Raw genomic sequence first — 13585 nt, 5'->3', positions numbered from 1 at the left:
CTGGCAGCCGCTTCAGCCGATGCCCAGCATCCGCTGGTTCGCCGTCACATCGACGCCGCCCGCCGCGAAGTCGTCGAACGCCCGGTCCGCCACGCGGATGATGTGATCGGCGATGAACGCAGCGCCTTCGCGCGCCCCGTCTTCCGGATGCTTGATGCAGCACTCCCACTCCAGCACCGCCCAGCCCGGAAAGTCGTACTGCGCCATCTTCGAGAAGATGGCCTTGAAGTTCACCTGCCCGTCGCCCAGCGAACGGAATCGCCCGGCGCGGTTGATCCAGCTCTGGAAGCCGCCGTACACGCCCTGCTTGCCGCTGGGGTTGAACTCGGCGTCCTTCACGTGAAAGATCTTGATGCGCTCGTGGTAATGGTCGATGTAGGCCAGGTAGTCGAGCTGCTGCAGCAGGAAATGGCTCGGGTCGTACAGCAGGCAGGCGCGCGGGTGGTTGTTCACGCGCTCCAGGAACATCTCGTAGCTCACGCCGTCGTGCAGGTCTTCGCCGGGGTGAATCTCGTAGCCCACGTCCACGCCCGCGGCGTCGAATGCGTCGAGGATCGGGCGCCAGCGGCGCGCCAGTTCGTCGAAGGCTTCCTCGATGAGCCCCGGCGGGCGCGGCGGCCACGAGTACAGGTACGGCCAGGCCAGCGCACCCGAGAAGGTCGCATGCGCCTTGAGGCCGAGGTTGGCGGAAGCCTTCGCCGCGAAGTGCAACTGCTCCACCGCCCACTGCTGGCGCCGCACCGGGTCGCCGCGCACCTCGGGCGCCGCGAAGCCGTCGAAGCCCGCATCGTAGGCCGGGTGCACCGCCACCAGCTGGCCTTGCAGGTGGGTCGAGAGTTCGGTGATCTGCAGCCCGTGCGCAGCGAGGGTGCCCGTCACCTCGTCGCAGTAGGTCTGGCTTTGCGCGGCCTTCTTCAGGTCGAACAGGCGTGCGTCCCAGCTGGGAATCTGCACACCCTTGTAGCCGAGGCCGGCCGCCCATTTGGCGATGCCGTCGAGCGTGTTGAACGGGGCGGTGTCTCCGGCGAACTGGGCCAGAAAAATGGCGGGGCCCTGGATGGTTTTCATCGGCTTGTCTTCCTTATGCGTTGGGGCAGCGTTGAAAGCATACTTGGCGTGTCGTCCGACCCCGTGCGAGAGGCCAAAGAGCCACAATGGATTTTCCTTTTCGCACCCCTCGTCCGGTTCGCACCGTCGACAGTCCCGCGATGACACAACCTGTTTCCGCCCGGCTCAAGATCGGCCTGTCCGCCTGCTTCTCGCACGCCGACCCGGCCCGCTCTCTCTTCACCAACAAGACGCTGCAGTACGTCGAGCAATCGATCGCGCACTGGCTCATGTCCGCCGGCGCCATGGTGGTGATGGTGCCCTGCCCCACCGGCGAGACCGCGCGCGGCGACACCAAGCTCTCGCACTACGCCGAGTGGCTCGACGGCGTGGTGATGCACGGCGGTGCCGACGTGTGGCCCGGCAGCTACGGCGAGGTGCCGCTCAAGGATGCGTGGATCGGCGACCAGATCCGCGACCTCTACGACCTGGCGCTGGTCGAGGCCTTCGAGCAGGCCGGCAAGCCCATCTTCGGCGTGTGCCGCGGGCTGCAGCTCATCAACGTGGCCTTCGGCGGCACGCTCTACCAGGACATCGAGGCGCAGCACGACGGCGGGCTGCGCCACCGCGACCCGGTGACCTACGACCAGAACTTCCACCAGATCGAGGTGGTGGAGGGCACGCGCCTGTCCAAGCTGTTTCCCGACACGAAGACGGCGCGCGTCAACAGCATCCACCACCAGGGGGTGAAGGACATTGCGCCCGGCTTCGACATCGAGGCCTGGAGCCTGCCCGACCGCGTGCCCGAGGCCATCCGCCGCCGGCCGGACCGGGGCCGCAGCTACATCGCCGCCACCCAGTGGCACCCCGAGTTCCACAAGTACGGCAGCAACGAGACGGTCGACGATACGCCCATCCTCCACGACTTCCTGTGGGCCTGCGCCACCGCCAAGGTCGCGCCGCGCTCGTCGCTTCGCTCCAACACCGGCAAGATCCGCGACCGCGCGGCGCGGATGCTGCAGCGCGCGCTGCTCAGGCGCTGACAGCGCCGCAACGCCGTCTCAGTGCCAGGCGGCGCGCACCAGCGCGACCGGGTCGCTGGTGCCGGCGCTGATGCCCGTCACCGCGCCCCAGTCGGGGTCGAAGCGGCTGGACACGAACGCGGCCGAGGCCTGCGCGCTCGCGTGTTCCAGCATCAGGCAGGCCTGCGTCGAGAGCACCAGCCGCTGCGTGAAGCGGCGGGCCTGGCGCTCCAGGTCCTGCGGCGGCAGCTGCACCATCCGGCGCACGGCCTGCAGTTCGGCCAGCAGGCGCGGCTCGCCGGCCGCGATGCCCTGCAGCTGGTCGAGCACCAGGTGCACGTCGTCGGGATTGCGCGAGACGGCGCGCAGCACATCGAGGCACATCACGTTGCCCGAGCCTTCCCAGATCGAGTTGACCGGCGCCTCGCGGAACAGGCGGCCCATCGGCGCGTCTTCCACGTAGCCGTTGCCGCCGAACACTTCCATGGCTTCGCCGGTGAGCGCCACCGCGCGCTTGCAGTTCCAGAACTTGGCCGCGGGCGTGAGCAGGCGGCGCCAGGCCGTGTCGATCGGCGCCGCGGAGCCGAAGCGCGAGGCCAGGCCCATCGCCAGCAGCGTGGCGCCTTCGGACTCCAGCGCCATGTCGCCCAGCAGCTCGGTCATCACCGGCTGGTCGACCAGCGCCTTGCCGAAGGCGTAGCGGTTGCGCGTGTAGTGCAGCGCCTGCGCGAAGGCCTGGCGCATGAAGCCGGCGCTGGAGAGCGCGCAATCGAGCCGGGTGACGGTCGCCATCTCGATGATGGTCGGGATGCCGCGGCCTTCGTCGCCCACCCGCACGCCCCAGGCCTCCTTGAACTCCACCTCGCTGCTGGCGTTGGAGCGGTTGCCCACCTTGTCCTTCAGGCGCTGGATGTGAACGGGGTTCCTGCTGCCGTCGGGCCGCCAGCGCGGCACGAAGAAGCACGAGGCGCCGTGCTCGTCGGTCTTGGCCAGCACCAGGTGGCCGTCGCACATCGGCGCCGAGAAGAACCACTTGTGGCCGGTGATGAGAAATTCCTCGCCCCACGGGCCGCTGCCGGCCGGCACGGCGCGCGTGGTGTTGCTGCGCACGTCGCTGCCGCCCTGCTTCTCGGTCATGCCCATGCCGACCGTCATGGAGGCCTTGCCCTCGAGCGGGATGTCGCGCGGGTCGTGTTCATTGGAGGCAAGCTTGTCGCGCACGGCCGCGTACAGCGCCGCGTTGCGCCGCATCACCGGGATGCAGGCCTTGGTCATGGTGGTCGGGCAGGTCGAGCCCGACTCGATCTGGCTGTGCATGTACAGCGACGCGCCGTAGCCCACCCAGGCCGAGGGCCGCTCGTCGAAGAAGGGCAGGTTGGCGATGCCGTTGCGCCGCGCGATGGTCATCATGGTGTGCCAGGCGGGGTGGAACTCCACCTGGTCGATGCGCTCGCCGATGCGCGAGTGCGTGTGCAGCTCGGGCTCGTGGCGGTTGGCGTTCTCGGCGGCGCGCAGCGTGGCTTCGGCGCCGTACTCCGCGCCCTGGCGCACCAGTTCGGCGTCGCGCCATTCGGCGCCACCGCGCGCCACCGCGCCGCGCAGCGCGGGGTCGCTGGTGTAGACGTTGTAGTCCTTGAGTTCGGGAACCTGGTTGTCGGGGTGGATGCCGGTGGCGGTGGTCATGGGTGTCTCCTTGTGTCGGCTGTATCGGAGAAGAAGCTCCGGAAAGGTTCAGGCGGCGCCCTTTCGCGCAAGGCCACTGCAGAATCCGTTCGATGGGTTCGAAAATTCTAGGAACAACACGCCCGCAGGGTGTTCGGGTTCGGTGCGCATGACAAGCCCTCGCGCCGCGGCCGCCGCCCCGAGGAGAAAGCCGCGCCAGTCCCGCGCGCGCCACACCTCGCAGGCGCTGCAGGAGGCCTTTGTTCGGCTTTGGGTCGAGAAGGGCTACGCGGCAGTCACCATCCGCGAGATCGCGGCCGTGGCCGGCACGGGGCTCGGCAGCTTCTACGAGTATTTCGAGAACAAGGACGACCTCGCGCGCGTGTGCCTGCACCTGCGCTCCAAGGCGCTGCTGCTGGGCATGCGCGCGGCGGTCGCCTCGCATGCGGGCCGGCCGCTGCGCGACATCGTGGACGCGGTGATCGATGCGCAGCTCGACGCCCACCGCGAGCAGCCGCTGGCCTGGGGTGCGCACTACCTGCTGGAGCGCCATCTCTCCAGCCCCGAGGCCTACCGAAAGATGTACGACCGCTTCGTGGGCGAATGGGTGGGCGCGCTCGACGCCGCCTGCGACCTGGCGGCCGACGGCTGCAGGAACGGCATCGAGAAGAAGGAGATGGCTCGCGTGTGCCAGACCCTCCTCTACGGCCTGGTGGCGCACACGTACATCGGCACCGGCGGGCGGCCCGACCTGCAGGCGCTGTCACGGCAGCTGCGCGGCGCGCTGCACGGCTACCTGGCCGGCGTGGCCTGAGCGGCCGGGCGTGTCAGCGCGACTTGTTCGTCGTGTTGCTCACGCCGGCGTCGATGGTGCCGAACACCGTGATGCCGCTGCCGCCGGTCGCGCCCGATGCGTTCGCGCCGCTGCCGGCCGACCCCGTGCCCGCGCAGCCCGACACCAGCGCGCCCATGGCGATCACGAACACGGCTGAAATGAATGGCTTCACTGGAAACTCCAAGAGAGAGGGGATGGACACTGCCGGTTCACTATAGGCCGCGCGGCGGCCCGCCCTGTCACAACAAGCCCGCCAGCGGCAGGGTTGTTGTGACAGGGCCGGTTTCATCGCCGCGGGTCCGTGGCCAGCAGCATCTCGGCCATCGACTGCAGGTGCGCCTGCAGTCGTGCCGCACCGGCTTCGTCCAGCGCCAGCGTGGCCTCGTCCATGTAGAGCTTGCGGTTGATCTCCACCTGGATGCTGTGCCGGTTCGCCGCCGGGTTGCCGTTGCGGCGCACCAGTTCCACGCCCTTGTAAGGGTGGTTGTAGTCCACGCTGTAGCCCAGGCCGCGCAGGTGCTCGCAGATCTTGCGCGACAGCGCCGGGTCGGCCGTGCTGCCGTCGCGGTCGCCGATCACGAAGTCGGCATGCGCCAGCCCCGGAAAGTCGGTCGCGTGGCTGGCCGCGATGGCCGGCATCGAGTGGCAGTTGATGTGGATGGCGTAGCCGTGGCGCGCATGCGCCTCGTCCACCGCCTGCGCCACGGCCGCGTGGTACGGGCGCCAGCAGCTGTCGATGCGCCGGCGCACCTCGTCGACCGGCAACTGCCGGTCGTAGATCGGCAGGCCCTCGTCGGTGAGCTTCCAGATCAGGCCCTTGCCCAGGCGCACCTTCGACAGCACGCGCGGGTCGGTGGAGACCGGGTCGGTCCATTCGCCGTCGAGCATCGTGGTGTCGATCTCGGTCGTGTCGCGGTTGGCGTCGAGGTAGCTGCGCGGAAAGTGCGCCTCCACCCAGGCCGCGCCCAGTTCGGGCGCGAAGGCGTAGAGCTTCTCCACGTGCGTGTCCTCGGCCCGGCGCAGCGTCGCGAGTTCGCGCACCGTGCCGAAGTCCTCGGGGTAGACGGTGCCGCTGTGCGGGGAGTCCAGCACCAGCGGCGTGTGCCCGGCGACGCTGGTCACCTGGGCGCGGTTTTGAATCAGTTTCAGGACTGGATGCATAGGCAGGTGCGGCTCAGTCCAATCGGACGCGCGCGAATTCGGCCACCTTCTTCATCTTGTCGATCTCGCTGGCGATCTGCTTGGTGAACTGGGCCGGCGTGGTGCCCGAGGCGTACAGGCCCTGCAGCGCTAGGCGCTCGCGCACCGAGGCGTCCTTCAGCGCGGTGGCCACGGCCTGCTGCATGCGCAGCACCAGGTCGGCCGGCGTGCCGGCGGGCGCGATCATGCCGAACCACGACGGGTCGTTGTTCGCCGGGTAGCCGAGCTCGCCGTAGGTCGGCACGTCGGGCAGCACGTCGAGGCGGCCGGTCCAGGACACGGCCAGCGCCTTCAGCTTGCCCGACTTCACGTGCGGCAGCGACGAGGCCACCTGGTCGAAGTACACCGGCACTTCGCCCGCGAGCACGTCGTTGATGGCCGGGCCCGCACCGCGGTAGGGGATGTGCACCATCGAGGTTCCGGTGCTGCTCTTGAACAGCTCGCCCCACATGTGGCCGATGGTGCCGTTGCCCGGCGAGGCGTACGACACCTTGCCCGGGTTGGCCTTCAGGTACTTCACCAGTTCGGCGAAGTTGGCCACCGGCAGCTTGGCGGGGTTGATGACGATCACGCCCGGCGCCTTGACGATCTCGGTCACGGCGGCGAAGCCCTTGATCGGGTCGTACGGCAGCTTCTGGTACACGGCCGGGTTCACGCCGTGCGTGGACAGCGTGGCAATGCCGAAGCTCAGGCCGTCCGGCGTGGCGCGGGCCAGCTCGGCCATGCCGATGGAGCCGCCGGCGCCGGCGCGGTTGTCGATGACCACGGGCTGCTGCAGGATCTTGGCAATGGGCTCGCCGAGCACGCGGGCCGTGATGTCGGTGGCGCCGCCGGGCGGGAAAGGCACGACCAGACGGATCGGCTTGCCTTGGGCAAAGGATATTCCTGGAAGGATAGAAGCGGCAGCCAGCGTGGAAATGAAATGACGACGTTGCATGGGGTGTATTCCAATGTGCATTGAGGGTGAAGAAGCGATTTGCCACCTCACTTGAAGCAAAGGATATACCCGCTAATATTCCGATTCGGAATGTTTTAATCGCGATCCTTCAAGGTCCTTGCCATGTCGCTGCGCCGTCTCAACCCTCCCCTGAATCTGCTGCGCGCCTTTTCGACCGTGGTGCGCTTCGGCGGCGTCTCGCGCGCGGCCGAAGCGCTGCACCTCACGCAGGGCGCCGTCAGCAAGCAGGTGCAGGAGCTCGAGCGCTGGATCGGCGCGCCGCTGTTCGAGCGCAGCCGCAAGCGCCTGGCACTCACGCCCGCCGGCGAACGCTACGAGAAGGCGGTGCGCGCCACGCTCGCGCAGCTGGAGGCGGCCACGCTGGAACTCATCACCAGCGGCGACGGCGGTGGCGCGCTGCACCTGTCGACCCTGCCCACCTTCGGCGCCAAGTGGCTGATTCCGCGGCTGCCCGATTTCCAGCGCCTGCATCCGCAGATCACGCTGCATTTCGTGCCCTTCGTGCACGGCTACGACTTCGAGCGGCCCGAACTCGACTGCGCCATTCTTTTCGGCGACGGCCACTGGCCCGGCGCCCGTTCGCACTACCTCGCGGGACAGGACGTGGCGCTGATCGCACCGCGCGCGGCGCAGGCCGAGGTGGTCATCCGCTCGCCGCAGGACGTGGCGCGCTGCACGCTGCTGCGCCACGTGACGGTGCCGCAGTCGTGGCTGCAATGGAGCGAGGCGCACGGCGTGCGCGGGCTCGACCCGCTCGCCGGCCCGCAGTTCGACCAGTTCCAGACCATGATCCGCGCCGTGATGGTGGGCATGGGCGTGGCGCTGGTGCCGCGCTGCCTGGTGCAGGACGAGATCGCCTCGGGGCTGGTGGACGAGCCGCTGCCCGGCGGCGGCTACCGCGGCGGCCAGGGCTACTGGTTCTGCTACCCCGAAGGGCGGGGCCAGCTGGCCACGCTCGACCATTTCCGCAGCTGGCTGCTGGCCGAGGTCGACCGGGGCAAGGACGCGTTGACCGCCGCGCCGGGCTGACGGCGACAAGGCGCGGGCAAGGCGCGGCAAGGTGCCCGCGCCCTGCCCTTGCAGTGATTACTCGGGCTTGGCGCCCGACGCCTTCACCGCCGCACCCCAGACCCCGATCTCGCTCGCCACGAAGCGGTCGAACTCGGCCGGCGTCGTGGGGGCGGGCTCCGAGCCGCGCTCGCGGATGAAGCGCGCCATCTGCTCGCCCTTCAGGATGTCGGTCACCTCGTGGTTCAGGCGCTCGACGATGTCTGCCGGCGTGCCGCGCGGCGCCATCAGGCCGAGCCAGCCCACGGCCTCGAAATTCGCGGTGCCCGGCACGCCGGTCTCGCGCACCGTGGGCACCTCGGGCAGCTGCGACGAGCGCGTGACCGAGGTCACGGCCAGCGCCACCGCCTTGCCCGACTTGATGTGCGGCAGCGCGGCCGTCACCGAATCGATCATCAACGGTACCTGGTTGCCCAGGAAGTCCGACTGCGCCGGCCCGCTGCCGCGGTAGGGAATGTGCGTGATGAACACATGCGCCGCCGCCTTGTACATCTCGCCCGACAGGTGCTGCGTGCCACCGATGCCGGCGCTCGCATAGCTCAGGCGCCCGGGCTCGGCCTTGGCGCGCGCGGTCAGGTCGGCCAGCGTGCGCATGCCGCTCTCGGGCGTGGCCAGGAACACCAGCGGCACCTTGGCGACCAGCGAGATGCCGACCAGGTCCTTTCTGGGGTCGAAGCCCGGCTTGGCGTAGAGCGTCTGGTTCACCGCCATCGCGCTGCCCGCCACCACCAGCGTGTAGCCGTCGGGCGCCGAACGCACCACGAACTCGGTGCCGATGTTGCTGCCGGCGCCGGCCTTGTTGTCGATGATCACCGGCTGGCCCAACCGCTTGCCGAGCTGCTCGGCCACCGCGCGGGCGAAGATGTCGGTGGCCTGCCCGGGCGGGAAGGGCACCACGAGCTTGATCGGCCTGTCGGGCCAGGCGGCGGCCTGCGCCGCGCCCGTGGCGGCCAGCAGCATCGCGGCCGCGGCCGCGGCCAGGGTGGCGAAGTGACGGCGCTGCATGCGGCTCACAGCGCCGAGAGGTGCTTGCCCACGATGCCCGCGAGTTCGAACATCGTGACCTGGTCCTTGCCGAACACCGGCTTCAACTTGGCGTCGGCATTGATCGCGCGCTTGTTGGTCGCGTCCTGCAGGCCGTTGGCCTTGATGTAGTCCCACAGCTTCTTGATGACCTCGGTGCGCGCCACCGGATCGGCGCCGATCACCGCGGCCAGCGAGTCGCTGGGCTTGAGGCCCGCGCCCGGCTTGCGGGGTGCCGCAGCCTTCTTCGCGGCCGGTGCCTTCTTGGCCGCGGGCGTCTTCTTGGCGGCCACCTTCTTGGCGGCCGCGGTCTTCGCCGCCGGCTTGCCGAAGGTCTTGCGCGGCGGGAATTTGCTGCCGCCCTCGCGCGGCGCGAACTCGAAGGTCACCTTGCCCTCTTCGGCGTTCCACGTCAGGAAGGCCTTGAAGGCACGGCGCGTGCGCATGCTCACGAACTTGTCGAGCAGGTCGGTCTTGCCGGTGGCGAGCAGCTTTTCCATCTGCGCGCGCTCCACCGGCTGCTGCAGGATGATCTTGCCGGTCTTGAAGGTGCAGCTCGGCGTGGGCTGCGCGTTGGTGGGCACCGACTTTTCGCACACATAGTTGCTGCCGTGCTCGAACACCGGCGCGCCGCACACCGGGCACGGGCCCACGGTGTCCTGCTCGCTGAAGTCGACGATCTCGCCGCTCTCGGCGTTCTTGTCGTCGCCGAAGTCGAACTCCAGCTTCCAGTTCTTCGCCTCCTCGTCGTACTTGATGACGATCTCGGAGGTGAAGGGCCAGCCGGCCTTGGAGCGGAAGCCGTCGATCGGGCCGATGTGCTTGTCGCGCAGCAGCGCCTCGGCCTCGGCCACCTCGAAGGTGCGCCCGGCCGGCGACTTGCCGAACGAGAAGCCGCAGGCGTCCTCGCCCGTGCCGCTCTTGCCGGTGCAGGCATAGCGGCGGTAGTTTTCCTTCACCACGCCGCCGCAGTTGGGGCACGGCGTCTGCAGCGTCGAGTAGTCGCCCGGCACGGTGTCGCGGTCGTACTCCTTGGCCTTCTTCACGATGTGCTCGGTCATCGCGGCGATCTCGCGCATGAAGGCGTCGCGGCTGAGCGCGCCCTTCTCCATCTGCGCGAGCTTGTATTCCCATTCACCGGTCAGCTCGGCCTTGGAGAGCTCTTCCACGCCCAGGCCGCGCAGCAGCGTCATGAGCTGGAACGCCTTGGCCGTGGGAATGAGCTCGCGGCCTTCGCGCAGCATGTATTTCTCGGCGATCAGGCCTTCGATGGTGGCCGCGCGCGTGGCGGGCGTGCCCAGGCCCTTCTCCTGCATGGCTTCGCGCAGTTCGTCGTCGTCGATGGTCTTGCCCGCGCCTTCCATGGCGCCGAGCAGCGTGGCCTCGGAATAGCGCGCGGGTGGGCGTGTCTTCAGGCCCTTGATGTCGGCCGATTCGGTCTGCACGATCTCGCCCGGCTTCACCGGCACGAGGCGCTTGCCGTCCTTGTCGTCTTCCTTCTCGTCGTCCTGGGCTTCCTTGCCGTAGATCGCGAGCCAGCCCGGCTTGACCAGCACCTTGCCGTCGGTGCGGAACGGGTACTTCTTGCCATCCTGCTCCACCGTGCTGATGCGCGTGGTCACCTGGTGCTCGGCACTCGGGAAGAACACCGACATGAAGCGGCGCACCACGAAGTCGTAGAGCTTCTGCTCGGCGTCGCTCAAGCCGCTGGGGGCCTGCAGGGTCGGGATGATCGCAAAGTGATCCGACACCTTGGCGTTGTCGAAGATGCGCTTGTTGGGCTTGACGTAGTTGCCGTCGACCGCCTGCTTGGCGAACGGCGCCAGGTGCTTCATGCCGCTGTCGGCGAGCATGGCCATGGTGTCCTTGACCACCGGCAGATAGTCTTCCGGCAGCGCGCGCGAATCGGTACGCGGGTAGGTCAGCGCCTTGTGGCGTTCGTACAGGCTCTGCGCCAGCGCGAGCGTGGTCTTGGCGCTGAAGCCGAAGCGGCCGTTGGCCTCGCGCTGCAGCGAGGTCAGGTCGAACAGGCCCGGCGAAGCCTGCGTGGTGGGCTTGCTTTCTTCGGTGACCGTGGCGGGCTTGCCGCGCGCGGCGTTGGCGATGGCCAGCGCTTCCTGCTCGTTCCACACGCGGTCCGCGCGCTGCTCGGGGTCGGGCTCGCCGTTGGCCTGCAGCGGCGCGTTGGCCTTCTTCCAGTCGGGGTTGAACCACTTGCCGGGGTACGCGCCGGCCTCGGCGGCGAAGCTGCCGTGCACTTCCCAATAGTTGCGCGAGACGAACTTGCGGATCTGCTCCTCGCGCTCCACGACGACGGACAAGGTCGGCGTCTGCACGCGGCCCACGGTCGTGAGGAAGAAACCGCCGTCGCGCGAATTGAACGCGGTCATGGCGCGCGTGCCGTTGATGCCCACCAGCCAGTCGGCCTCGGAGCGCGAGCGCGCGGCGTCGGCCAGGCCCTGCATCTGCTTTTCGGTGCGAAGCGCATCGAAGCCCTCGCGGATGGCCTGCGGCGTCATCGACTGCAGCCACAGGCGCTTGACCGGCTTGTTCAGCCCGGTCTTGCCGCCGGCGTACTGCTCGATCAGGCGGAAGATCAGCTCGCCCTCGCGGCCCGCGTCGCAGGCGTTGATGAGCTGCGTCACGTCCTTGCGCTTGGCCTGCTTGACCACGGCGTTCAGGCGCGTCTTCGTCTTGTCGACCGGCTTGAGGTCGAAGTGCGGCGGAATCACGGGGAGGTTGGCAAAGCTCCACTTGCCCCGCTTCACGTCGAACTCCTCGGGCGCCTGGATTTCGACCAGGTGACCGACGGCGCTGGTCACGACGTAGCTGTCGTTCTCGAAATGCTCGTCATGTTTGTCGAATTTGCCGGCCACCGGCGTGAGGGCACGGACGATGTCCTGTGCCACCGACGGCTTTTCTGCGATTACCAACGTCTTTGTCATCTAAGGGCTCTCTATACTGTGCGGCTTCCCGCGTGCGCACGCGTACACGCGCATGTGTGCACATTCAAACTAACAGACTTCGGCAATGCCTTCCAAAACCCCCATTTCCGGCGGCCGCCGAATTCAGATGCGCCGCTCCGATGTCCACGGCAACGGCGTCTTCGCCGTGCAGGACCTGGCCGAAGGCGAAACGCTGATCGAATACAAGGGCGAAGTCATCAACTGGAAGGAGGCGCTGCGTCGCCATCCGCACGACCCGGCCCAGCCGAACCACACGTTCTACTTCCACATCGATGACGGGCGTGTGATCGACGGCAACGTCAAGGGCAACGACGCACGCTGGATCAACCACTCGTGCGAACCGAACTGCGAGGCCGACGAAGTCGATGGGCGCGTTTATATCAAGGCGCTGCGCAACATCGCTGCAGGCGAAGAGCTCAATTACGACTACGGCCTGATCATCGACGAGCCGTACACGCCCAAGCTGCTGTCGGAGTTTCCTTGCTGGTGCGGCTCCGAAGAGTGCCGCGGCACGCTCTTGACACCCAAGGATGAGGACGAAGAAAAGAAAAAGAAGAAGAAAGCCAAGAAGAAGGCTGAAAAGAAGAAGGCCGAAAAGAAGGCCGAAAAGAAGGCCGAGATGAAGGAAGCCAAGAAGGCCGACAAGAAAGCCGACAAGAAGGCTGAGAAAAAAGACGGGAAAAAGAAGTCCGAAAAGGACAAGTCCGAAAAGGACAAGTCCGACAAGGACTGAGCATGGGCAACACCACGGCTGCCTGGCACGAGGACCGGATCGCCGCTGCGGTGGCGCCGCTGCTGCCCGGGTTCGCGGTCGAGGCCGTGGCCGAGATCGATTCCACCAACACCGAGCTCATGCGCCGCGCGCGCGCCGGCCGCGTCGAGCCCGTGCTGCTGGTGGCCGAGCACCAGACCGCGGGCCGCGGCCGCCTTGGCCGCGCGTGGCAGAGCGAGCAACAGAGCCGGGAGCAGACGTCGCTCCTGTTCTCGCTTGGCCTGCCTCTCGCACCGGCCGACTGGTCGGGCCTGTCGCTCGCCGTCGGCGTCAGCGTGGCCGAAAGCCTCGACCCGTCGGGCGAGCACGGGATCGGCCTCAAGTGGCCCAACGACATCTGGGTGAACGACCGCAAGCTGGTCGGCATCCTCATCGAAACCGCAATGCCGCACGCCGGCAGACCCGGTGCGCAGCGCTACGTGGTGATCGGCATCGGCATCAACATCGGCCCGCGCGAAGCCGACGGCATGCGCACGCCGCCCGCGTGGCTGCGCCAGTGGCGTCCCGACGCCAGCGCACCCGAAGTGCTGGGCGAACTGGCCGAGCCGCTGGTGCGCAGCGTGCGCGAGTTCGAGGCCCGCGGCTTCGCCCCCTTCGCCGAACGTTTTGCCGCGCGCGACGTGCTGCGCGGGCGCGAGGTGGTGCTCAGCGACGGCACCGCCGGCATGTGCGAAGGCGTGGCCTGGGGCGGTGAACTGCAGGTGCGCACCGACGCCGGCCTGCAGCTGATCTCCAGCGACGAAGTGAGCGTGCGCCCTCGCGGCATGGCCTTCTGACCGGCATGAAGCTGCGCGCACTGCTCGTCGTCTTGCTGCTGGCCAACGCCGGCTACTTCCTGTGGACGCGCGGCGATCTCGCCGGCTTCGGCCTGGCGCCCGCGAGCCTGTACGAACGCGAGCCGCAGCGCGTTGCGCGCCAGATCCACCCCGAGTGGCTGCAGATCCGCAAGGACGTCAAGCCGGCCGCGGCCGTGCCCGCATCGACACCCGCGCCCGCCTCGGCGCCAGCCCAAGCGCCCTCGCCCTGACGCCG

At 68.3% G+C, this 13585-nt stretch carries 13 protein-coding genes; 6 read left to right on the top strand and 7 right to left on the bottom strand.

Annotated features, from left to right (window positions below; translation table 11 throughout):
- Positions 1-12: 12 nt before the first annotated feature.
- A complete protein-coding gene (locus AC0IYU_RS03350) occupies positions 13-1068 on the bottom strand; it encodes a sugar phosphate isomerase/epimerase family protein (RefSeq protein ID WP_472113014.1) in 1056 nt (351 codons plus the stop codon).
- A 140-nt stretch (positions 1069-1208) separates the two neighbouring features.
- Between AC0IYU_RS03350 and AC0IYU_RS03345 the strand changes: the two genes are divergently transcribed.
- A complete protein-coding gene (locus AC0IYU_RS03345; protein ID WP_472113011.1) occupies positions 1209-2090 on the top strand; it encodes a gamma-glutamyl-gamma-aminobutyrate hydrolase family protein in 882 nt (293 codons plus the stop codon).
- An 18-nt stretch (positions 2091-2108) separates the two neighbouring features.
- On the opposite strand, the gene AC0IYU_RS03340 is transcribed toward AC0IYU_RS03345, so the two are convergent.
- Entirely contained in the window at positions 2109-3752 is a 1644-nt protein-coding gene (locus tag AC0IYU_RS03340) for an acyl-CoA dehydrogenase family protein (RefSeq protein ID WP_472113008.1), read from the bottom strand.
- Between the two features lie 148 nt (positions 3753-3900).
- Between AC0IYU_RS03340 and AC0IYU_RS03335 the strand changes: the two genes are divergently transcribed.
- Positions 3901-4545, top strand: a complete 645-nt coding sequence (locus AC0IYU_RS03335) for a TetR/AcrR family transcriptional regulator (protein WP_472113005.1) — start codon at positions 3901-3903, stop codon at positions 4543-4545.
- A 13-nt stretch (positions 4546-4558) separates the two neighbouring features.
- On the opposite strand, the gene AC0IYU_RS03330 is transcribed toward AC0IYU_RS03335, so the two are convergent.
- The 3 genes from AC0IYU_RS03330 to AC0IYU_RS03320 all read right to left on the bottom strand — a co-directional run bounded on the left by AC0IYU_RS03330 (position 4559) and on the right by AC0IYU_RS03320 (position 6703).
- A complete protein-coding gene (locus tag AC0IYU_RS03330; RefSeq protein WP_435486720.1) occupies positions 4559-4738 on the bottom strand; it encodes a hypothetical protein in 180 nt (59 codons plus the stop codon).
- 113 nt (positions 4739-4851) lie between these two features.
- The gene (locus tag AC0IYU_RS03325) at positions 4852-5727 is read right to left on the bottom strand and encodes an N-formylglutamate amidohydrolase (protein ID WP_472113002.1); all 876 of its coding nucleotides are present in this window, start codon (positions 5725-5727) and stop codon (positions 4852-4854) included.
- A 13-nt stretch (positions 5728-5740) separates the two neighbouring features.
- Positions 5741-6703 (bottom strand): tripartite tricarboxylate transporter substrate binding protein BugE, encoded by a 963-nt coding sequence (locus AC0IYU_RS03320; protein ID WP_472112999.1) that lies wholly within the window; start codon positions 6701-6703, stop codon positions 5741-5743.
- Between the two features lie 123 nt (positions 6704-6826).
- On the opposite strand from AC0IYU_RS03320, the gene AC0IYU_RS03315 reads away from it, so the two are divergent.
- Positions 6827-7753, top strand: coding sequence for a LysR substrate-binding domain-containing protein (locus AC0IYU_RS03315; protein WP_472112995.1), 927 nt, complete (start codon positions 6827-6829; stop codon positions 7751-7753).
- A 57-nt stretch (positions 7754-7810) separates the two neighbouring features.
- Here AC0IYU_RS03315 and AC0IYU_RS03310 read toward each other — a convergent pair whose 3' ends face one another.
- Together AC0IYU_RS03310 and AC0IYU_RS03305 are read right to left on the bottom strand one after the other, a co-directional pair.
- Positions 7811-8797 (bottom strand): tripartite tricarboxylate transporter substrate binding protein, encoded by a 987-nt coding sequence (locus tag AC0IYU_RS03310; protein WP_472112992.1) that lies wholly within the window; start codon positions 8795-8797, stop codon positions 7811-7813.
- A gap of 5 nt (positions 8798-8802) precedes the next feature.
- On the bottom strand, positions 8803-11760 hold the full coding sequence (locus AC0IYU_RS03305) for a DNA topoisomerase III (protein ID WP_472112989.1): 2958 nt from the start codon (positions 11758-11760) through the stop codon (positions 8803-8805).
- A gap of 85 nt (positions 11761-11845) precedes the next feature.
- Here AC0IYU_RS03305 and AC0IYU_RS03300 point away from each other — a divergent pair, with 85 nt between their 5' ends.
- From AC0IYU_RS03300 to AC0IYU_RS03290, 3 genes are read left to right on the top strand one after another with little or no spacing between them, the layout of a single operon-like run.
- Positions 11846-12514 (top strand): SET domain-containing protein, encoded by a 669-nt coding sequence (locus AC0IYU_RS03300; protein WP_472112987.1) that lies wholly within the window; start codon positions 11846-11848, stop codon positions 12512-12514.
- Between the two features lie 2 nt (positions 12515-12516).
- Positions 12517-13329 carry a biotin--[acetyl-CoA-carboxylase] ligase gene (locus tag AC0IYU_RS03295; RefSeq protein WP_472112984.1) on the top strand — a complete coding sequence of 271 codons (813 nt, stop codon included), beginning with the start codon at positions 12517-12519 and terminating at the stop codon, positions 13327-13329.
- A gap of 5 nt (positions 13330-13334) precedes the next feature.
- Positions 13335-13580 carry a sporulation protein gene (locus tag AC0IYU_RS03290; protein ID WP_472112982.1) on the top strand — a complete coding sequence of 82 codons (246 nt, stop codon included), beginning with the start codon at positions 13335-13337 and terminating at the stop codon, positions 13578-13580.
- Positions 13581-13585 lie beyond the last annotated feature (5 nt).

The organism is Variovorax sp. AC103 (assembly GCF_979254005.1).
Note: the sequence above shows the minus strand (reverse complement) of the source record. Positions and strands in the feature narration are given on the sequence as shown.

What these genes read in the sequence shown, in the direction of transcription:
- AC0IYU_RS03340 (WP_472113008.1), bottom strand. Translation starts at nt 3,752, where the DNA reads ATGACCACCGCCACCGGCATCCACCCCGACAACCAGGTTCCCGAACTC.
- AC0IYU_RS03310 (WP_472112992.1), bottom strand. Translation starts at nt 8,797, where the DNA reads ATGCAGCGCCGTCACTTCGCCACCCTGGCCGCGGCCGCGGCCGCGATG.
- AC0IYU_RS03325 (WP_472113002.1), bottom strand. Translation starts at nt 5,727, where the DNA reads ATGCATCCAGTCCTGAAACTGATTCAAAACCGCGCCCAGGTGACCAGC.
- AC0IYU_RS03350 (WP_472113014.1), bottom strand. Translation starts at nt 1,068, where the DNA reads ATGAAAACCATCCAGGGCCCCGCCATTTTTCTGGCCCAGTTCGCCGGA.
- AC0IYU_RS03315 (WP_472112995.1), top strand. Translation starts at nt 6,827, where the DNA reads ATGTCGCTGCGCCGTCTCAACCCTCCCCTGAATCTGCTGCGCGCCTTT.
- AC0IYU_RS03345 (WP_472113011.1), top strand. Translation starts at nt 1,209, where the DNA reads ATGACACAACCTGTTTCCGCCCGGCTCAAGATCGGCCTGTCCGCCTGC.
- AC0IYU_RS03305 (WP_472112989.1), bottom strand. Translation starts at nt 11,760, where the DNA reads ATGACAAAGACGTTGGTAATCGCAGAAAAGCCGTCGGTGGCACAGGAC.
- AC0IYU_RS03295 (WP_472112984.1), top strand. Translation starts at nt 12,517, where the DNA reads ATGGGCAACACCACGGCTGCCTGGCACGAGGACCGGATCGCCGCTGCG.
- AC0IYU_RS03300 (WP_472112987.1), top strand. Translation starts at nt 11,846, where the DNA reads ATGCCTTCCAAAACCCCCATTTCCGGCGGCCGCCGAATTCAGATGCGC.
- AC0IYU_RS03320 (WP_472112999.1), bottom strand. Translation starts at nt 6,703, where the DNA reads ATGCAACGTCGTCATTTCATTTCCACGCTGGCTGCCGCTTCTATCCTT.
- AC0IYU_RS03335 (WP_472113005.1), top strand. Translation starts at nt 3,901, where the DNA reads ATGACAAGCCCTCGCGCCGCGGCCGCCGCCCCGAGGAGAAAGCCGCGC.
- AC0IYU_RS03290 (WP_472112982.1), top strand. Translation starts at nt 13,335, where the DNA reads ATGAAGCTGCGCGCACTGCTCGTCGTCTTGCTGCTGGCCAACGCCGGC.